At 69.9% G+C, this 19563-nt stretch carries 16 protein-coding genes; 13 read left to right on the top strand and 3 right to left on the bottom strand.

What is annotated here, in order from left to right; genetic code table 11:
* Positions 1-188: 188 nt before the first annotated feature.
* The 4 genes from ligA to HNO80_RS12015 all read left to right on the top strand — a co-directional run bounded on the left by ligA (position 189) and on the right by HNO80_RS12015 (position 4533).
* Complete coding sequence (gene ligA / locus HNO80_RS12000) at positions 189-2453, top strand: NAD-dependent DNA ligase LigA (protein WP_175323087.1); 2265 nt, start codon at positions 189-191, stop codon at positions 2451-2453.
* Positions 2450-3280: an inositol monophosphatase family protein gene (locus HNO80_RS12005; RefSeq protein ID WP_175323088.1), complete on the top strand. Its 831-nt coding sequence runs from the start codon at positions 2450-2452 to the stop codon at positions 3278-3280. Before ligA ends, HNO80_RS12005 begins: the two co-directional genes overlap by 4 nt.
* Before the next feature lie 117 nt (positions 3281-3397).
* On the top strand, positions 3398-3901 hold the full coding sequence (locus HNO80_RS12010; RefSeq protein ID WP_175323089.1) for a GNAT family N-acetyltransferase: 504 nt from the start codon (positions 3398-3400) through the stop codon (positions 3899-3901).
* A gap of 110 nt (positions 3902-4011) precedes the next feature.
* On the top strand, positions 4012-4533 hold the full coding sequence (locus HNO80_RS12015; RefSeq protein WP_175323090.1) for a hypothetical protein: 522 nt from the start codon (positions 4012-4014) through the stop codon (positions 4531-4533).
* A 20-nt stretch (positions 4534-4553) separates the two neighbouring features.
* Here HNO80_RS12015 and HNO80_RS12020 read toward each other — a convergent pair whose 3' ends face one another.
* Positions 4554-5225 (bottom strand): response regulator, encoded by a 672-nt coding sequence (locus HNO80_RS12020; RefSeq protein ID WP_175323091.1) that lies wholly within the window; start codon positions 5223-5225, stop codon positions 4554-4556.
* Complete coding sequence (locus tag HNO80_RS12025) at positions 5218-6957, bottom strand: sensor histidine kinase (protein WP_349627343.1); 1740 nt, start codon at positions 6955-6957, stop codon at positions 5218-5220. The genes HNO80_RS12020 and HNO80_RS12025 overlap by 8 nt, the downstream gene beginning before the upstream one ends.
* Positions 6958-7136: 179 nt before the next feature.
* On the opposite strand from HNO80_RS12025, the gene HNO80_RS12030 reads away from it, so the two are divergent.
* The 4 genes from HNO80_RS12030 (at position 7137) to gatB (ending at position 12362) form a co-directional block, all read left to right on the top strand.
* The gene (locus HNO80_RS12030; RefSeq protein WP_175323092.1) at positions 7137-8609 is read left to right on the top strand and encodes a CitMHS family transporter; all 1473 of its coding nucleotides are present in this window, start codon (positions 7137-7139) and stop codon (positions 8607-8609) included.
* Positions 8610-8987: 378 nt separating this feature from the next.
* Entirely contained in the window at positions 8988-9284 is a 297-nt protein-coding gene (gene gatC, locus HNO80_RS12035; protein WP_175323093.1) for an Asp-tRNA(Asn)/Glu-tRNA(Gln) amidotransferase subunit GatC, read from the top strand.
* 4 nt (positions 9285-9288) lie between these two features.
* The gene (gene gatA / locus HNO80_RS12040) at positions 9289-10857 is read left to right on the top strand and encodes an Asp-tRNA(Asn)/Glu-tRNA(Gln) amidotransferase subunit GatA (protein WP_175323094.1); all 1569 of its coding nucleotides are present in this window, start codon (positions 9289-9291) and stop codon (positions 10855-10857) included.
* Positions 10857-12362, top strand: coding sequence for an Asp-tRNA(Asn)/Glu-tRNA(Gln) amidotransferase subunit GatB (gatB, locus tag HNO80_RS12045; protein ID WP_175323095.1), 1506 nt, complete (start codon positions 10857-10859; stop codon positions 12360-12362). Before gatA ends, gatB begins: the two co-directional genes overlap by 1 nt.
* Positions 12363-12365: 3 nt before the next feature.
* On the opposite strand, the gene HNO80_RS12050 is transcribed toward gatB, so the two are convergent.
* Positions 12366-13274 carry a LysR family transcriptional regulator gene (locus HNO80_RS12050; protein WP_175323096.1) on the bottom strand — a complete coding sequence of 303 codons (909 nt, stop codon included), beginning with the start codon at positions 13272-13274 and terminating at the stop codon, positions 12366-12368.
* 145 nt (positions 13275-13419) lie between these two features.
* On the opposite strand from HNO80_RS12050, the gene tdh reads away from it, so the two are divergent.
* Genes tdh through HNO80_RS12075 form a run of 5 tightly spaced genes read left to right on the top strand, consistent with a single transcriptional unit; the run spans position 13420 to position 19556 of the window.
* A complete protein-coding gene (gene tdh / locus HNO80_RS12055) occupies positions 13420-14466 on the top strand; it encodes an L-threonine 3-dehydrogenase (RefSeq protein WP_175323097.1) in 1047 nt (348 codons plus the stop codon).
* A gap of 56 nt (positions 14467-14522) precedes the next feature.
* Positions 14523-15737, top strand: coding sequence for a glycine C-acetyltransferase (locus HNO80_RS12060; RefSeq protein ID WP_175323098.1), 1215 nt, complete (start codon positions 14523-14525; stop codon positions 15735-15737).
* A 60-nt stretch (positions 15738-15797) separates the two neighbouring features.
* Positions 15798-16913: an NAD(P)/FAD-dependent oxidoreductase gene (locus tag HNO80_RS12065; protein ID WP_175323099.1), complete on the top strand. Its 1116-nt coding sequence runs from the start codon at positions 15798-15800 to the stop codon at positions 16911-16913.
* Between the two features lie 11 nt (positions 16914-16924).
* Complete coding sequence (gene hutI, locus HNO80_RS12070; RefSeq protein WP_175323100.1) at positions 16925-18136, top strand: imidazolonepropionase; 1212 nt, start codon at positions 16925-16927, stop codon at positions 18134-18136.
* A gap of 31 nt (positions 18137-18167) precedes the next feature.
* Positions 18168-19556 (top strand): phenylacetate--CoA ligase family protein, encoded by a 1389-nt coding sequence (locus HNO80_RS12075; RefSeq protein WP_175323101.1) that lies wholly within the window; start codon positions 18168-18170, stop codon positions 19554-19556.
* Positions 19557-19563: the final 7 nt, after the last annotated feature.

Consider the following 19563-nt stretch of genomic DNA (forward strand, 5'->3'; position numbering starts at 1 on the left):
GCAACGCCACCGAGCAGGAGAGCGCCTCCTCGCGCTAGGCGGAACAGTTTCCCGACCAGCCCGGACGCAGCCGCGTCCGGGCTGGTCGTTTTAAGGGGCTGTCCTAAGGCGGCCGGGCACCGGCATGCTGCGTCGCCCGGACCCGCCCCTGACCGGACAATGTCGGGGATCTAGGGCAGGATAGGTCTGTGAGCACAGGGAAGACAGCAGCAGATACCGAAACCCTCAGCCGGGCCGGGGAACTGGTCCCCTCGGAGGCCATCCGCGCCGAGTACGAGGAACTGGTCGAGGAGGTCCGCAGGCACCGCTTTGCGTACTACCAGGAGGACGCCCCGATCATCTCCGACGCCGAGTTCGACGAGCTCTTCCGGCGGCTGGAGACCATCGAGGCCATGCACCCGGAACTGGTCGCCAATGATTCGCCCACCCAGGAGGTGGGCGGCGAAGTCTCCGCCGCCTTCGCCGCCGTCGAACACCTGACCCGGATGTACAGCCTCGAAGACGTGTTCTCGCTCGAGGAGCTGGAGGCCTGGATCGCCAAGGCCGAGGCCGGCGTCGCCAAGCTCGGCAACGGCGGCAACCCGCCGTCGTGGCTCACCGAACTCAAGATCGACGGCCTCGCCGTAAACCTGCTCTACCGCGACGGCGTCCTTGTCCGGGCGGCCACCCGCGGCGACGGCTTCACCGGGGAAGACATCACCCACAACGTCCTGACCATCAAGGAAATCCCGCAGCAGCTCAAGGGCGGGAACTTCCCGGCCGAGATGGAGATCCGCGGCGAGGTCTTCATCCCGTCCAAGGCGTTCGCGGAATTCAACGAGGCGCTGATCGAGGCCGGCAAGGCGCCACTGGCCAACCCCCGCAACGCCGCCGCCGGCTCGCTGCGCCAGAAGGACCCGGCGGAGACCGCCAAGCGGCCGCTCAAGATGTACGTGCACGGCATCGGCGCCCGCGAAGGCCTGGAAACCGTCAGCCAGTCGGACACCTACCGCCAGCTCGCCGACTGGGGGCTGCCCACCAGCCCGTACTTCGAGGTGCTGCCCGGCCTGAAGGAAGTGCTGGACTTCATCCGGCGCTACGGAGACAAACGGCACAGCCTCAGCCATGAGATCGACGGCATCGTGGTCAAAGTCGATGACTTCGCCACCCAGCGCGCCCTCGGCTACACCTCCCGGGTCCCGCGCTGGGCTGTGGCCTACAAGTACCCGCCGGAAGAGGTCAACACCAAGCTGCTGGATATCGCCGTCAACGTGGGCCGCACCGGCCGGGTCACCCCCTATGGCGTGATGGTGCCGGTCAAGGTGGCCGGCTCCACGGTGGAAATGGCCACCCTGCACAACCAGGAGGTCGTCAAGGCCAAGGGCGTCAAGATCGGCGACATCGTGGTGCTGCGCAAGGCCGGGGACGTCATCCCGGAAATCGTCGGGCCGGTGCTGGCGCTCCGCGATCAGCAGGACCCGCCGGTGCGCGACTTCGTTATGCCCACCGAATGCCCCGCCTGCGGCACGCCGCTCGCGCCGGCCAAGGAAGGCGACGTCGACATCCGCTGCCCCAACGCCCGCTCCTGCCCGGCGCAGCTGCGCGAACGCGTGTTCCACCTCGCCGGCCGCGGCGCCTTCGACATCGAAGCCCTCGGCTGGGAAGCGGCCATCGCCCTGACCCAGCCGGCCGAGCCCGACGTCGCACCGCTCACCACCGAGGCGAACCTGTTCCGGCTCACGCCCGAGGACCTCGCCGGCGTCCGGATCCGCCGCGAGAAGCGGTCCAAGGGCGTGGCGACCGGCGAGTTCGAGCTGGTGCCGTACTTCTACACCAAGGGCACGGCCAAGGTCCCGTCCAAGCCGACCGCCACCACCGAGAAGCTCTTCAACGAACTCGAAAAGGCCAAGACCCAGCCGCTCTGGCGCGTCCTGGTGGCGCTGTCCATCCGCCACGTGGGGCCGCGGGCGTCGCGTGCACTGGCCACCGCCTTCGGAACCATGGATGCCATCCGGCAGGCCTCCGAAGAGGAACTGGCCAACGTCGACGGCGTGGGCCCGGTGATTGCCGTCGCGCTCAAGGAATGGTTCGCCGAGGACTGGCACCGTGAAATCGTGGACACCTGGGCCGCCGACGGCGTCCGGATGGAGGACGAGCGCGACGAGTCGACCCCGCGCACCCTGGAGGGCCTGACCGTCGTGGTCACCGGCAGCCTGGAGGGCTTCAGCCGGGACGAGGCCAAGGAGGCGATCCTGGTCCGCGGCGGCAAGGCGGCCGGCTCGGTCTCCAAGAACACCAGCTACGTGGTGGCCGGCGAGAACGCCGGCACCAAGCTGGACAAGGCGGAACAGCTGGGCCTGCCGGTCCTGGATGAGGACGGCTTCCGCGTGCTGCTCGCCAACGGCCCGGCCGGGCTCGGCGGCGACGCCGGCGCCGGGACTGACAGCGAAGACCACCAGGAGGCGGCCGAGTGAGATCCGGCCCGGAAGAATTTCCCGCGCCGGCCGCGTTCCTGGAACTGGCGCGGGAGGCGGCCGCCGCGGGCGCCGCGGTGCTGGCCGGCCGCAGTGCCGCCGCGCTGGGCGTGAGCAACAAGGGCGACTCGGGGGACTGGGTGACCTCCTTCGACCTCGCGTCCGAGGCCGCCGTCCGCGAGGTCATCGCCCGGGCCCGGCCGGAGGACGCGATCACCGGCGAGGAGGGCGGCACCGTGCTGCCCGAAAGCTCCAGCGGTTTCCGCTGGTCGATCGACCCGCTCGACGGCACCACCAACTTCATCCGCAACATCGTCTACTACGGAACCTCGGTGGCGGTGGCCGGCCCCGACGGCGCCTGGCTGGCCGGCGTCGTCCACGCCCCCGCGCTGGGGCGCGTCTACTACGCCGCCCGCGGCCGCGGCGCCTGGCTCGAGGAGAACGGGCAGCGCACGCAGCTCTACGGACCGGTCCCCGGCCGGACCGGCCAGATCCTGGCCACGGGCTTCAGCTACGACAGGGGCGTCCGGGCCGAGCAGGCCGCCGCGCTGGCCGGCCTCATGGACGGCTTCGCGGACGTCCGCCGGCTGGGATCCGCGGCGCTGGATCTCTGCCTCGTGGCCGACGGCACGCACGATGCTTACGGCGAACGCGGACTCAACGAACACGACTTCGCCGCCGGCGCGCTGATCGCCGAGGAGGCCGGCTGCTGGGTGCGCCGCCCCCGGCTCACCAGCGTGCTCGACGGCGGCCCCTCCGACGACGAGCGGCTCGCGGCGTGGACCTGCGCGGGACCCCTGGAGCTCTCCGGCAAATTCCCGCTCTGACACGGCGCTTCCGAGCGGGCGCTGCCGGGCCTGCCCTGCCGCCCGGCGCCTGATAGTTCAGTCACGGAAACTGCCCGTTGGTCCCTGGCCCGGCGCGGGCACCCGTAACATGGACAGGTGCATTCGCAGATCCTCATTCGCCCCGCCGTCCCGGCCGATTACGACGCCGTCGCCCGCATCACCCGGGACGCCTACCTGGCCGCGGGCCACTTTGAGGACGCGGACCACCCGTACATGCAGGAAATCCAAAAGGTTGCCCAGCGGCACGGGAACGCGACCATCTGGGTGGCGGAGCGCGCCGGCCGGATTGTGGGTTCGGTGACGCTCGCCGTCGCGGGGGAGCCCTACGCGGACATCGCCCGGGCGGACGAGTTGGAATTCCGGATGCTCGTGGTGGATCCGGCGGTGCAGCGCAGCGGCGCCGGCAAGGCCATGGTGCAGGCCATCATCGAGCACGCCAGGTCCCTGCCGGGCATCACCGGCGTGGCACTGACCACCGGCCTGACCTGGGAGAGCGCCCACGGCCTGTACCGGAAGACCGGTTTCCAGCGTGTCCCCGAGCGCGACTGGTTCGTCCCGGGCACGGACATCAAACTGCTCGTCTACCGCCTCGACCTCTAGAAACGACCTCTAGAACCGGCCCCTAGCTTCGGACCGTTCCGGGTAGGGTTGCAGCCAGAGCACCACCCCTAACGCACGCTGGCAACAGCACGAGTACGGCTGGAGGATCCATGGCACCGCACATCCCCGACACTATCGACGAGAAGCTGCTCGGACTCTATCTGTCGGACCACCTGACCGGCGCCACCGCCGGACTGGGCAGGATCGAGCGGATGGCCAAGGACTTCACCGACACCCCGGTCCACGCCGAGCTCGCCACCCTCGCCGCGGCGATCGGCCGGGAGCGCGAACTGCTCCGCAAGCTGATCCATGAGCTGGGCATCCGCCAGCGCCCGCACCGCCAGGCCGCCGCCTGGCTGGCGGAACACGCCGGCCGGCTCAAGCTCAATGGCCGGCTGCTGAGCCGTTCGCCGATGACCCTGGTGCTGGAATCCGAACTGATGCGCGCCGCCATCCTGGCCAAGATCGGCGGCTGGCAGACGCTGGAGGAACTGGCGCCGGACCTCGGCCTCGAGCCGTCCAGATTCGCCGGCCTCAGCACCGAAGGGCAGGCGCAGATCGAAACCCTGGGCCGCGTCCACGACCACGCCCGCCGCAACGCCTTCCGCAGGGGACGCAGCATCACCGGCTGAGCGGCCGGTCGAGGGAGTTCCTAGCGGCCGGAGTCCGCGGGCACCCCGTAGCGGTGTTCCGGTCGGCCGGTCGTGCCGTAGCGCAGCTGGATGTCGACGGCGCCGTCGTCCGCCAGCGAGGAGAGGTAGCGCTGCGCGGTGGCCCGGGAGACGCCCACCCGGGCGGCCACTTCCGCCGCCGAGTACTGTTCCCCCGGTTCCAGCGATTCCAGCACCGCCGCCTCCGTGGCGGACCGCGGCCGGGCGGAGGCCGTGACGTCACCCGGGATGAGGGCGCGCTTGGCCCGTTCCACCGTCTCCTGCGTGAGGTTCCCCGGCTGGGCCAGGATCCGTCGGTAGCGCGCGTAGGAGCGCAATTGCTGGGAGAGCGACTCGGCCGTGAACGGCTTGAGCAGGTAACCGAGGGCGCCGCGCCGGAAAGCGACCCGGATTGACGCCGCATCCGAGGCGGCGCTGAGGATCATGGTGTCCACATCCAGTTGGTGCAGCAGGTCCAGCCCGGAGGCGTCCGGCAGGTAGACATCCAGCAGGACCAGGTCCGGGCGGAGGCTGTGGATGGACTGCAGGGCCTGGGACGCCGAACCGGCCGGCGCCAGCGCCAGGAAGCCCGCCACGGAATCCACATAGGCCGCGTGGAGCTTGGCGACATGGAAGTCGTCGTCCACGATCAGCACCCGGAAATCGTCAGACATCGTTGTCTCCTTCGGTCAAGTCGGCGATGGTCCCCGGGAGGGTCGCCATGAACACGGCGCCCGGGCCGCCGGGAGCTCCCCGCTCCAGCACCGTCACGTCACCCCCGCGGCGCCGGGCCAGCTGCCGGGCCAAGGCCAGCCCCAGGCCCTGCCCGGCACCGGCCCGGGCGGGTTGCCCCGAGGTGGTGAAACCCTCGGCAAAGACGTCGTCTGCGCGGTCGCCGGCACCGCCGCCGGCAGAAGTGAAACCGTCGCCGCCGCCGGGCAGGCCGTCGCCGGAGTCGCCCACGATGATGTGCAGGGTGCCGGCGGCACCGCCGTCGCCGGGTGCGTCCAGCACCTCGACTTCCACCCAGCGGTCGGCCGCGGCGCCGGCGACCGCGGCGTTCACGGCGTTGTCGATCAGGTTGCCCAGTACGGTGGTGACCTCCTGCGGCTCGATGACGTGGCCGCGGACCAGGGTTTCGGGGCCGAGCCGCAGGCTGACACCGCGCTCGTCGGCTTCCACGCCCTTGGCGCCCAGGAACGCCTGCAGATAGGGGTCCTGCAGCAACTCGGCCTGCTCCACCGGGAACTTCAACGGCCCGGTGGCCGCCAGTCGGGCCAGGTAGTCGCGGGCCTGCTGGTGCTGCCCGATGCTCATGAAGCCGGCGATCGTGTGCAGCTGGTTGGCGAACTCGTGGCGTTGGGCGCGCAGCGCGGTGGACATGGTGCCCACGGCATCGAGCTGGCGGGTGAGCTGCTGGAGCTCGGTCCGGTCCCGGAGCATGACCACCCAGCCCAGATCTTCCCGGCCGTGCAGGGCCTTGCGGGCACTCGCCACCAGCACCCGGCCGCCGGCCAGGAACTCCACGGCGTCCCCTTCGGTGGCGTCCGGCCTGGTCAGGGCCTTGAGCGGGACCGGCACCGGCGCCGCCGCCCAGCTGGTTCCGGCCAGGTCCGGCTGGTCCAGCATCCGCCGGGCCGCGGCGTTGAAGACGCTGATCCGGCCGTCGGCGGAGACGCCGATCACGCCGTCGTCCACGCCCTGCAGGACCGCCACCTGGTCGTGGACCAGGGTGCTGATTTCCTCAGGTTCCAGTCCCAGGGTCAGCCGGCGGAGCCGGTGCCGCAACAGGAACGAGACGAGGACTCCGGCCAGCAGCGCACCGGCCGCGGTCAGTGCGATCGGGACGATGTCGCGGGCGAGGCTCTGGCCGATGGTCTCGGTGGAGTAGCCCACGCTGACCTCGCCCACCACGGTGGACGAGCCCGGCGCGAAGACCGGGACCTTGGCGCCGGCCGAGGGGCCCAGGGTGCCGGTGTTCCGGGTGGTGACCTCCTTGCCGGAGAGCGCCTCGGAGGGATCGGTGCTGACCCGTTGGCCCAGGCGGTCGGCGTCGGGGTGCGCCAGCCGCAGTCCGGTCTCGTCGGTGACGACGACGAACAGCGCGCCGGTGCGCGCCCGGGCGCCCTCCGCGGCGGCCATCAGCGGGCCGGCGAGCAACTCGGCGGGCGGGGGAGTGCCGGGCCGTGCGCTGATCTGCTGCACCTCGGCCCGGACCGCCGGGTCCGACGCCACCGTGCGGGCCAGGGTCAGTGCCTGGTTCTCCGCCTCGCGGCCCAGCCGCTCGTACGTCAGCCAGGCGTGCACGGCGCTGCTGAGCAGCACCACGAGTGCCACCACCCCGAGCTGCAGCAGCAGCGTCTGGGTCGTGAACCGCAAGGGAGTGCGGCCTTTGGGGGCTCCCACGGCGGCCCTCCTTCGGTGATCCGGTGGTTTCAACAGCTGTGAGCAAAATGCGCAAAATGCGTCCAACAAGCAGTATGCCAATCAATTGAGGCAAAGGCACTCCCGTGACGCACGCCACCCTAACGTCTGTAGTGCGCATCACAGCGGAGTGGTGCGGAACACAGAAGAAGGAGCCGGCCGTGCTGGTATTACTTGGATTCGCCATGATTGCGGTCTTCATGGTGCTGATCATGACGAAGAAGCTGACGCCGGTACTGGCGCTCATCATCGTCCCCACCGTTTTTGGACTTTTCGCCGGCGCCGGCCTGGGCATCGGCCCCATGGTGCTCGACTCGATGAAGTCGATGACGTCCACGGCCGCGCTGCTGATGTTCGCCATCATCTACTTCGGCCTGATGATCGACGTCGGGCTCTTCGACCCGCTGGTCCGGTTCATCCTGCGCAAGCTCGGCAACGACCCGGCCAAGGTGGTCCTCGGCACCGCGATCCTCGCCGCGGCGGTTTCGCTCGACGGCGACGGCTCCACCACCTTCATCCTCACCACCGCTGCCATGCTCCCGGTCTACCTGCGGCTGAAGATGAGCCCCGTGGTCCTCACCTGCGTGGCCGGCCTGGCCAACGGCACCATGAACATCCTGCCCTGGGGCGGCCCCACCGCCCGCGCCGCCTCCGCGCTGAAGATCAGCGTCTCCGACGTCTTCGTCCCGATGGTCCCCGCGCTGGTCGCCGGCCTCGTCATCGTGTTTGTCTTCGCCTGGCTGCTGGGCCTGCAGGAACGCAACCGGCTGCGCACCGTGGCCCCGGAGATCTGGGCCGAGGGCGTTGAGTTCGACGGCGGAGCCGGCGCTGCTGCAGCCGGCGGCACCGGCCGCTTCGGCTTCGGCTTCGGACGCAAGGTGACCGGCCGCACTGGCGGCGGGAGCGCCGCCGGCGGAGGGTCCGCCGTCGCCGTGCTGGAGCGCACCGAAGACCTCGTCGACGAGCACGATTCCGCCATGGCGGACACCGCGCTGGATCCCAACCGCAAGACCCTGCGTCCCAAGCTGTTCTGGTTCAACCTCGGCCTGACGGTCGCAGTCATGGTGACGCTCGTCGCCAACATCATTCCGCTCCCGTTCGTCTTCATGGTGGGCGCCGCCATCGCCCTGCTGGTCAACTTCCCCAAGGTCAAGGACCAGAGCGCCCAGCTGATCGCCCACGCACCCTCGATCGTCGCCGTCGTCAGCATGGTCATGGCCGCCGCGGTCCTGACCGGTGTCCTCAACGGCACCGGCATGGTCAAGGCCATGTCCGAATGGCTCGTCCAGATCATCCCGGCCGACATGGGCCCGTTCATGGCCGTCATCACCGGCGTCCTGAGCATCCCGATGACGTTCTTCATGAGCAACGACGCCTTCTACTTCGGCGTCCTGCCGGTCCTCAGCGAAACCGCAGCCCACTACGGCGTCGGAGCCGCGGACATGGCCCGCGCCTCGATCACCGGCCAGCCCTTCCACCTGCAGAGCCCGCTGGTGCCGGCCATCCTGCTCCTGGTCTCCCTGGCCAAGGTGGACCTGGGCGACCACCACAAGAAGGTCCTCTGGCGCACCGCCGTCATCTCCCTGGTCATGCTGGGAGTAGGAGTCCTCACCGGAGCCATCGGCATCGGCTAACCCCGGGCCGGCAGGACACGGACATTCTCCGCGTGCTCGCTCGTTCCTCGCTTAGACGCACGCTTCCGAATCCCCGTGCCCTGCCGTCGCCACCGGCAGCCTCGGTGAACCCGCGAGACTGTCGAGTCCGAGTTTTCCGGACTCGACAGTCTCGTTTGGTGAGAGGGGCACGACGGCGACGGGACGGACATCCTGCCGGCTGCGTCTAAGCGAGGGCCCACGCCGTCAGGGTTCCCTGCCCGAGCTTGCGAGGGGAGGGGGACGGTGGGGAGGACGAGCGAGCAGCCAAAGGATCGTCCGGCCTGGCGCCGGACAGTAACAACACGCAGGGACACGTAGACTGGGACGGAAAATAATCCGAACTTGCAGGGGAGATCCATGGCTGCGATCAACCGCGACGACGTCGCGCATCTCGCGCGTCTCGCGCACATCGAGATGAGTGCTGAAGAGCTGGACAGGATGGCCGGCGAACTCGCCGTCATCGTCGATTCGGTTAAGTCCGTCAGTGAAGCCGCCGGTGATGACGTCCCGGCCACGTCCCACCCGATCCCGCTGACCAACGTGTTCCGCGAGGACGTTGTGGGCCACACCTTCACGGCCGAGCAGGCACTTTCCGGAGCCCCCGACGCGTATGAGGGCCGCTTCAAGGTCCCGGCAATCCTGGATGAGGACTAAGACCATGACTGAAACCACCCCCGAGCTGTTCCGCCTCTCCGCGGCCGCGCTCGCCGAGAAGCTCGCCGCGCGCGAGGTCACCGCCGTCGAGGTCACCCAGGCGCACCTGGACCGGATCGCCGCCGTCGACGGCAAGGTCCACGCCTTCCTGCACGTCAACGCCGAAGAAGCCCTCGCCGTCGCCGCCGAGGTGGACGCGATCCGCGCCGCCGGCGGCGCCGCTGCCGAAGAGTTGCACGTGCTCGCCGGCGTCCCGATCGCGGTCAAGGACCTGATCGTCACGATCGGCCAGCCCACCACCGCCGGCTCCAAGATCCTCGAAGGCTGGCACAGCCCGTACGACGCCACCGTGGTGGAGCGCCTCCGCGCCGCCAAGATGCCGATTCTGGGCAAGACCAACCTGGACGAGTTCGCCATGGGCTCCTCCACCGAGCACTCCGCGTTCGGCCCCACCCACAACCCCTGGGACCTGGACCGCATCCCGGGCGGCTCCGGCGGCGGTTCTGCTGCCGCCGTCGCTGCCTTCGAAGCCCCGCTCGCGCTCGGCACGGACACCGGCGGGTCCATCCGCCAGCCCGGCGCCGTCACCGGCACCGTCGGCGTGAAGCCCACCTATGGCGGCGTCTCCCGCTACGGCGCCATCGCGATGGCCTCCTCGCTGGACCAGATCGGCCCGGTCTCCCGCACCGTGCTGGACTCGGCCCTGCTGCACCAGGTGATCGGCGGCCACGACCCGCGCGACTCCACCTCACTGCCGGACCCGCTGGAGGACCTCGTGGCCGCGGCCCGGACCGGCAACGTCGAGGGCATGAAGATCGGCATCATCAAGGAGCTCCACGGCGAGGGTTACCAGGCCGGCGTCGAGAACCGCTTCAACGAGGCTCTGGAGCTGCTCAAGGGCGCCGGCGCCGAGATCGTCGAGGTCTCCTGCCCCAACTTCAAGTACGCCCTGGGCGCCTACTACCTGATCATGCCCTCCGAAGCCTCCTCCAACCTGGCCAAGTTCGACGGCGTCCGGTTCGGCCTGCGGGTGCTGCCCGAAGAGGGCCCGCTCACGATCGAGCGCGTCATGGGAGCCACCCGCGCGGCCGGCTTCGGCGACGAGGTCAAGCGCCGCATCATCCTGGGCACCTACGCGCTCAGCGCCGGCTACTACGACGCCTACTACGGCTCGGCCCAGAAGGTGCGCACCCTGATCCAGCGCGACTTCGACGCCGCGTTCGCCCAGGCCGACGTGCTGATCTCCCCGACGGCGCCGACCACGGCATTCAAGCTCGGCGAGAAGCTGAACGACCCGCTCGCGATGTACCTCAACGACGTCGCCACGATCCCGGCCAACATGGCGGGCGTACCGGGTCTGTCCCTGCCGGGCGGCCTCGCCGACGAGGACGGACTGCCGGTGGGCGTCCAGCTGCTCGCCCCGGCGCGCCAGGACGCTCGGCTGTACCGTGTCGGTGCCGTGCTCGAGTCGCTGCTCGAGGCGCAGTGGGGCGGCCCGCTGCTGGACAAGGCTCCTTCTTTGACGGCCCCTTCCCTTAACGACACCGTCGCGAGCCACGGAGGTTCACACTAATGACTGACGCAACCCTCAGCTTCGAAGAGGCGATGGAGAAGTACGATCCCGTCCTGGGCTTCGAGGTCCACGTGGAGCTCAACACCAAGACCAAGATGTTCTCCTCCGCGCCGAACGTCTTCGGTGACGAGCCGAACACCAACGTCAACGAGGTGGACCTTGGCATGCCCGGCGTGCTGCCCGTGGTGAACAAGACCGCGATCGAATCCTCGATCAAGATCGGCCTGGCGCTGAACTGCAAGATCGCGGAGACCTGCCGCTTCGCCCGGAAGAACTACTTTTACCCGGACACTCCGAAGAACTTCCAGACGTCCCAGTACGACGAGCCGATCGCGTACGACGGCTACCTGGACATCGAGCTCTCCGACGGCACCGTGTTCCGGGTCGAGATCGAACGCGCCCACATGGAGGAGGACGCCGGAAAGCTCACCCACATGGGCGGCGCCGCCGGCCGCATCCAGGGTGCGGACTACTCGCTCGTGGACTACAACCGCTCCGGCGTGCCGCTGGTCGAGATCGTCACCAAGCCGATCGAGGGCGCGGGCAGCCGTGCCCCCGAGCTTGCCAAGGCGTACGTCGCCGCGGTCCGCGAGATCGTCAAGAACCTCGGCGTCTCGGACGCCAAGATGGAACGCGGCAACGTCCGCTGCGACGCGAACGTCTCGCTCCGCCCGCACGGCCGCGAACGTTTCGGCATCCGTTCCGAGACCAAGAACGTCAACTCGCTGCGCGCCGTCGAACACGCCGTCCGTTACGAGATCCAGCGGCACGCCGCCGTGCTGGAGTCCGGCCAGCCGGTCATCCAGGAGACCCGGCACTGGCACGAGGACACCCGCTCCACCACCTCGGGCCGGCCGAAGTCCGACGCCGACGACTACCGCTACTTCCCGGAACCGGACCTGGTGCCGATCGTCGCATCGCGCGAGTGGGTCGAGGAGCTCCGGGCCACGCTGCCCGAGCCGCCGGCCGCCCGCCGCAAGCGCCTGCAGGCCGACTGGGGCTACTCCGACCTGGAGTTCCGCGACGTCGTCAACGCCGGCGTGATGGATGAGATCGAGGAGACCATCGCCGCCGGCGCCACCGCCACGGTGGCTCGCAAGTGGTGGATGGGCGAGATCGTCGGACGCGCCAAGAACGCCGACGTCGACCCCGGCCAGCTCGGCGTCGCCCCGGCCACCATCGTGGAACTGAACCAGATGGTCGAGGACGGCAAGATCAACAACAAGATGGCTTCCGAGGTCCTGGACGGCGTCCTCGCCGGCGAGGGCACCCCGGCGGAAATCGTCGAGAAGCGCGGCCTCGCCGTAGTCTCCGACGACGGCCCGCTGCTCGAAGCCATCGACGCGGTCCTCGCCGCGCAGCCCGGCGTCGCGGACAAGATCCGCGCCGGCAAGCTCCAGGCGATCGGCGCGATCGTCGGCGGCGTTATGAAGGCCACCCGCGGGCAGGCCGACGCCGGCCGCGTCAAGGAGCTGATCCTGGAGCGCCTCGGCGTCGAAGGCTAGCCCCTAGCCACCCACTAGATCGGTCATGATGGTCTGCAGCGCTTCGCAGACCATCATGACCGATTTGCGTTTAAGGTTCTCCGGCCGGGCCAGGATGTCGATCCGGCGCCTGGTGCTGATCCCCTCCAGCGGCTTGAGCACGATCTCCGGGTTGAGCACAGGCCGCGCGGTGTGCCGGGGCAGCAGCCCGATCACGCTCCCGGTCGCCACCAGCGCCGCCACCGTGGAGTAGTCGTTGATCCGGTGCACGATGTTCAGCTCGCGGCTGGACACGGCCGCGACGGCGGAGAGCACGTCGGCGGGGGAGTAGCCGGTGTGGCTGGTCACCCAGGGTTCGCCGACGACGTCGTCCGCCGTCACCGCCCGCTGCCCGGCGAGCCGGTGCCCGGCCGGTAGCGCCACGTCCAGCGGCTCGTGCGCGAGCGGGATCACCGCCACCCGCTCCTGGGGCCATCGCGGGCTGTGGTCCATCCGGTGCGCGAGGACCAGGTCATACCGGGCGGTCAGCGCCGGGAAATCCTGCTGGGCGACATCCTCGTCGGAGAGCTGGATCCTCGGCTGCCCGGGTTCGGCCAGCAGCCGGGCCAGCGGCGCGAACAAGGCCTGGCCGGCGCTGTGGAACCCGCTCAGGGTCACCGGCGCCACCGGCGAGCCGTGGTACGCGCCGATCGCCGTCCTCGCGTCCGCCATCGCGCTCACGACGGCGGCCCCGGCGTCCGCGAGCACCTGGCCGGCCTCGGTGAGGACCAGGTTCCGGCCCTCCTTCCGGGTCAGCGGCACGTCCACGGACTTCTGCAGGGCGGCCAGTTGCTGGGACACGGCCGAGGGCGTGACCAGGAGCGTTTCCGCGACCGCCTTGACGCTGCCCAGGGCGCCGAGTTCGCGGAGCATTTCGAGCTGGTGGATCTCCATGGCCACCATCCTAGAGGTAAGCAACAGCTAAATCGTCGATTGAGAAAAATCCGGTTGTGCTAATGCTTTCCGCCGGGTCTAATGAGGTGAGTTGTCCCACACCACCGCTCCCATCCCGGAGCGGCCAGCACAGTAAGGCAGGCCCATGAAGGCTCTCTACAAGTCCGGCGCCCACGCGGGATTCGAACTGGTCGACCGCCCGGAGCCGGAAACCGGGGCCGGGGACGTCAAGATCCGCGTCATGACCACCGGAATCTGCGGCACGGACCTGCACATCCAGTCGTGGGACGCCTGGGCGCAGGGCATCATCAACGCACCGCTGATCGCCGGCCACGAGTTCTACGGTGAAGTCGTGGAGATCGGCGAGGACGTCATGGACGTCAAGGTCGGCGACCGGGTCTCCGGCGAGGGCCACATCGTCTGCGGAATCTGCCGCAACTGCCGCGCCGGCCGCAAGCAGATGTGCATCAACACCGTCAGCGTCGGCGTCCAGCGCGACGGCGCGTTCGCCGAATACGTCGTCATCCCGGAAACCAACGTCTGGGTCCACCACGATCCGTCCGTGACCCCGGAGCTCGGTGCCATCTTCGACCCGTTCGGCAACGCCGTGCACACCGCGCTGAGCTTCCCGCTGGTGGGCGAAGACGTGCTCATCACCGGCGCCGGACCCATCGGCCTGATGGCGATCGCCGTCGCCCGCCACGCCGGGGCCCGCAAGATCGCCATCACCGACGTCTCCGCCCCGCGCCTGGAACTGGCCCGCCGGCTCGGCGTCGACCTCGCGATCGACGTTTCCAAGATGCGCGTCAAGGACGCCCAGCGCGAACTGGGCATGCGCGAAGGCTTCGACATCGGCATGGAAATGTCCGGGCACCCCACCGCGCTGCCTGAGATGATCGACAACATGAACCACGGCGGCCGGATCGCGATGCTGGGGCTGCCCAGCCAGTCCATCGACATCGACTGGGGCAAAGTGGTCACGCACATGCTGACCATGAAAGGCATCTACGGCCGCGAGATGTTCGAGACCTGGTATGCCATGAGCGCCATGCTGTCCTCCAACCCGGTGCTGCACGCCAACATCTCCGCCGTGGTCACCGATACGCTGCCCGCCTCGGACTGGGAAAAGGGCTTCGAGATCGCCCGCGCCGGCGTCGGCGGCAAGGTCGTCCTCGACTGGACTGGCTTCTAGCCCCCGCCCGTTTCCGGTACCGTACAAAAATTCACCCCTGCACAGGAGCGCAACCCATGTATTCAGCCATCAAGGACCAGCTGCAGCACGAACTCGACGAGATCCGCGGTGCCGGCCTGTTCAAGACCGAACGGCACATCGATTCCCCGCAGGCCAGCCACATCAAGGCGGGCCAGCTCGGCCAGGGCAGCTCGGAGGTGCTGAACTTCTGCGCCAACAACTACCTCGGCCTTGCGGACCACCCGGAGATCATCGCGGCCGCCAAGGAGGCCATGGACTCCCGCGGCTTCGGCATGGCCAGCGTGCGCTTCATCTGCGGCACCCAGGACCTGCACCTGGCCCTCGAGGCGCGGGTGTCGAAGTTCCTTGGCACCGAGGACACCATCCTGTTCTCGAGCTGCTTCGACGCCAACGGCGGCGTCTTCGAGTCGCTCTTCGGCCCGGAGGACGCCGTCATCTCCGACGCGCTGAACCACGCCTCGATCATCGACGGGATCCGGCTGTGCAAGGCCCAGCGCTTCCGCTACGCCAACCAGGACATGGCGGACCTCGAGGCCCGGCTGATCGAGGCCAGCACGCAGGAGAACCCGGCCCGCCGCAAGATTATCGTCACCGACGGCGTGTTCTCGATGGACGGCTTCCTCGCACCGCTCGAGGCGATTTGCGACCTCGCCGAAAAGTATGACGCCATGGTCATGGTGGACGACTCGCACGCCGTGGGATTCATGGGCGCCACCGGTGCCGGCACCCCGGAGCACGCCGGCGTCTCGGACCGGGTGGACATCTACACCGGCACCTTCGGCAAGGCCCTTGGCGGCGCGTCCGGCGGCTACGTCTCGGGCCGGCGCGAAGTCATCGCCATGCTCCGCCAGAAGGCACGCCCCTACCTGTTCTCCAACTCGCTGGCACCGGCCATCGTCGCCGCCACGCTCAAGGCCCTGGACCTGGTGGAGAACTCCGGCGAACTGCGCAGCAAGCTCTTCGCCAACGCGGAACTCTTCCGCCGCCGGATGGGTGAGGAAGGCTTTGAGCTGCTCGACGGCGAACACGCGATCGTCCCGGTCATGTTCGGCGACGCCGTGATGGCGGCCAAGGTCGCGGACGCGATGCTCGCCAACGGCGTCTTCGTCACCGCCTTCAGCTACCCCGTCGTGCCCAAGGGCGCCGCCCGGATCCGCGTCCAGCTCTCCGCCGCGCACAGCGCGGACGACGTCGAGAGCTGCGTCCAGGCGTTCGTCCGCAGCCGCGAGACGGTGGCTGCGAGCTCGTAGCGGCGGAGCCGCCGCCGGAAACTACAGACGTGACCTCCTGCCGGGTGCAAGGATGGAGGCATGTCAGCTAAATACGATGTCGTGATCGTGGGCGGCGGCATTGCCGGCCTGTCCCTGGCCTCCGCCCTCGCCGGCAAATGCAGCGTGGCCCTGGTCGAAGCCGAGCAGTCGCTGGGCTACCACACCTCCGCACGCTCGGCCCGGCAGCTGATCCCCAGCTACGGGCCGCCCGTGGTCCAGGAGCTCACCATGCGCACGCTCGAGCTCATCGGCACCAAGGAGGGCACGCGGCCCGAACCCGTGCTCTCGCCGCGCCGCTTCATGCTGATCGGTGACGAGGACGCCGTCCAGCAGCAGGCCAGTGGCTTCATGCACCGGATCAGCCACGCCGAGGCCCTGGAAATCTGCCCCGCGCTCAAGCCCGACTCCTTCGCGGCCGCCGGCCTGGACTCCGGATCCTTCGCCTGCAACGCGTCCCTGCTGCTGGAGGACCACCGCGAGCGGGCCGTCGAGGCCGGCGTGGACATCATCACCGGCGCCAGGGTCCACTCGGCGCAGCGCCTCGGTTCCGGCTGGGAGCTCGGCGCCGGGCAGGAAGGCTTCGAGGCCGCCGTCGTGGTCAATGCCGCCGGCGCCTGGGCTGACGAATTCGCGGTGCTCAGCGGCGTCGAGAAGCTCGGACTCCAGCCCTACCGCCGCACCGCGGCGATCGTCGACGTCGAACACCCCCTCCCGCAGGGCTGCCCGATGGTGGCGTCGGCCGGCAGCTTCTACTTCCGCCCGGACGGACGGCGCCAGGTGCTGATCTCGCCGTCCGAAACCGTGCCCAGCGGCCCCGAGGACGCCCAGCCGTATCCGGGCGACATCGAGGCGCTGATCGACCGGCTCAACACGGTTACCACGATGGGGATCGGCAGCGTCCGCCGCGCGTGGACCGGGCTGCGGACCGAGGCCTCCGACGGTATCCCCGTGGTGGGGTTCGACGCCGAGGCCACCGGCTTCTTCTGGCTCGCCGGCCAGGGCGGCTACGGCTTCCAGACCTCCTCCGGCATCGCGGAGCTGGCCGCGGAGCTGATCCTCGCCGGCCAGGGATCGGCACAGCCGCTCCCTGCCGACAGTCCGGCATCCCGGACAGCCGCGGCACTGGCAGCGACCCGGATGTCCATCCGGGGCTGAAGAATGGACCCATGAGCACCCTCATCACCAACATCGCCGAACTGATGACCCAGGACGCGGACCACCGGGTCCTGAAGGATGCGGCCATCGTGATCGAGGGCGAACGCATCGCCTGGCTGGGTGCCGCCGCGGACGCCCCGGCGGCGGACGACGCCGTCGACGCCGCCGGCCGCGCCCTCCTGCCGGGCTGGGTGGATTCCCACACGCACCTGATCTTCGCCGGCGACCGGACCGCGGAGTTCGAGGCGCGGATGTCGGGGGAGAGCTACAGCGCCGGAGGCATCGCCGTCACCACCGGCGCCACCCGCGCCACGGGCGACTTCGACCTCACCCGGCTCGCGCTGGGCCGCGTGGCGGAGGCCGTCGCCCAGGGGACCACCTGCCTGGAGACGAAGACCGGCTACGGCCTGGACGTGGAAAACGAGGCCCGCAGCGCGAGGATCGCGTCCACCGTCGCGGACGAGGTGACCTACCTCGGCGCGCACCTGGTACCGGACGGCATGGACGCGGAGGAGTACACGGACCTGGTCTGCGGACCGATGCTCGCCGCCGTCCGGCCCTACGTCCGCTGGGCCGACGTGTTTTGCGAACGCGGCGCGTTCAACGAGGACCAGTCCCGCCGGGTGCTCCAGGCCTGCCGGGACGCCGGACTGGGCCTGCGCGTGCACGGCAACCAGCTGGGGGAAGGCCCCGGCGTGCGGCTGGCGGTTGAATTCGGGGCCGCGAGCGTGGACCACGTGAACTACCTGTCCCGGGCCGACGTGCATGCCCTCGCGGACAGCTGGTCCGGCTGGGAGGCAGCGGCCGGCGCGGGCGAGCGGGGCACGGTCGCGACCTGCCTGCCGGCCTGCGACCTGTCCACCCGGCAGCCGCTGGCCCCGGCCCGGGAACTGCTCGACGCCGGCGTCCAGCTTGCGCTCGCATCCAACTGCAACCCCGGCACCTCCTACACGAGCTCGATGGCGTTCTGCGTCACCACCGCCGTGCTGCAGATGCGGCTCAGCGTGCACGAGGCTGTCCGCGCGGCGACGTACGGCGGTGCGCTGGCGCTGGGCCGGGAGTCCGGGAACGACGTCGACGGCCAGCGGGCGGTCGGTTCGATCGACGTCGGGCACCGGGCGGACCTGCACCTGCTCAACGCCCCGTCCGCCACCCATTTGGCCTACCGGCCGGGCATGCCGCTCACCCACGCCGTCTGGCGCGCCGGGGTCCGCGCCCGCTGAGCAGCCGCACCGGAGGCCAAGGAGGAATGACATGGCCGACTTCGCCAGGGAACTCGCCATCATGATCGATCTGGTGCGGGCCAAGCGCGGCGGCCCGCGTGCCCTGGCCCGGCGCCGGGACGCCCGGCTGGCCGCCCTCGTGGCCCACGCCCGCACCAGCTCCCCGTTCTACCGGGAGCTCTACCGCGGCCTTCCGGAGAGCGTCCTGCTCCGGGAGTTGCCTCCGGTCACCAAACCGGAGCTGATGGCGCACTTTGACGACTGGGTCACCGACCCCGCCGTCACCCGCGCGGACCTGGAGGCCTTCGTCGCCGATCGCTCCCTGGTCGGCAGCCGCTACCGCGGCCGGTACTTCGTCTGCACCAGCTCCGGAACGACGGGCCATCCCGGGCTGTTCGTTCATGACCCCGGCGCCGTCGCGACCTACCGGGCACAGGCCGTCCGGGCCTTCGGGGCCGCCCTCGACGCCGGCCGGCTGCCGGCCATGCTTCGCCGGCGAGGCCGTACCGCCGTCGTGGTGGGCACGGGCGGGCATTTCGCCGGCGTCGTGTGGCTCGAGTCCGAACGGCGCCGCAGCCGGGGACGGCGCCGCGCCTACCGGCTGATCTCAGTGCAGCAGCCGCTGCCCCGGCTGGTGCAGGAGCTCAACGACTTCGACCCGGCCCTCCTGATCGGCTACCCCAGCGCACTCGAACTCCTGGCCGCAGAGCAGGACGCGGGCCGGCTGCACATCCGGCCCGTGGTGGTGGAGTCCAGCGGCGAGTCCCTTGGCGACCGGGCGCGCCTGGCAGCGGCGCTGGGCGCCGAGGTCCACAACGTCTACGCCGCCTCGGAGTTCAGTCCCATCGCCTTGGACTGTCCCCGCGGCTGGCTGCATGTGAACAGCGACTGGGTCATCCTGGAGCCGGTCGAGGAAGACTACCGGCCCACGCCCGCGGGCCAGCCCTCGCACACGGTGCTGCTGACCAACCTCGCCAACCGCGTGCAGCCGCTGATCCGCTACGACCTCGGCGACTCCGTGATCGCCAAGCCCGGTCCCTGCGAATGCGGCAACCCGCTGCCCGCGATCCGGGTGGCCGGCAGGCACGACGACGTCCTGCACCTGCAAAAGGCGGGCGGCGGCACGGTGAGTGTCCTGCCGCTCGCCATCACCGCCCCGATCGACGACGCGCCGGGCGTCCACCGCTGCCAGCTGGTCCAGTCCGGTCCGGCGGAATTGCGGGTCCGGCTTCAGCTGGAGCCCGGCGCCGCGGGGGAGACGGTGTGGCAGGACGTGACCGCCAAGCTGGCCGGGTTCCTGGCCGGCCAGGGCTTGGCGAACGTCGACCTGGTCCGGGCGGAGGAGGCGCCGGACCAGACCGGCGCGAGCGGGAAGTTCCACCAGGTCATCGCGTTGAAGCCGCCCCCGGGCAGCGTCTAGAAGAACA

The sequence above is a fragment of the Arthrobacter sp. C9C5 genome (assembly GCF_013359735.1).
Lineage (GTDB): Bacteria > Actinomycetota > Actinomycetes > Actinomycetales > Micrococcaceae > Arthrobacter.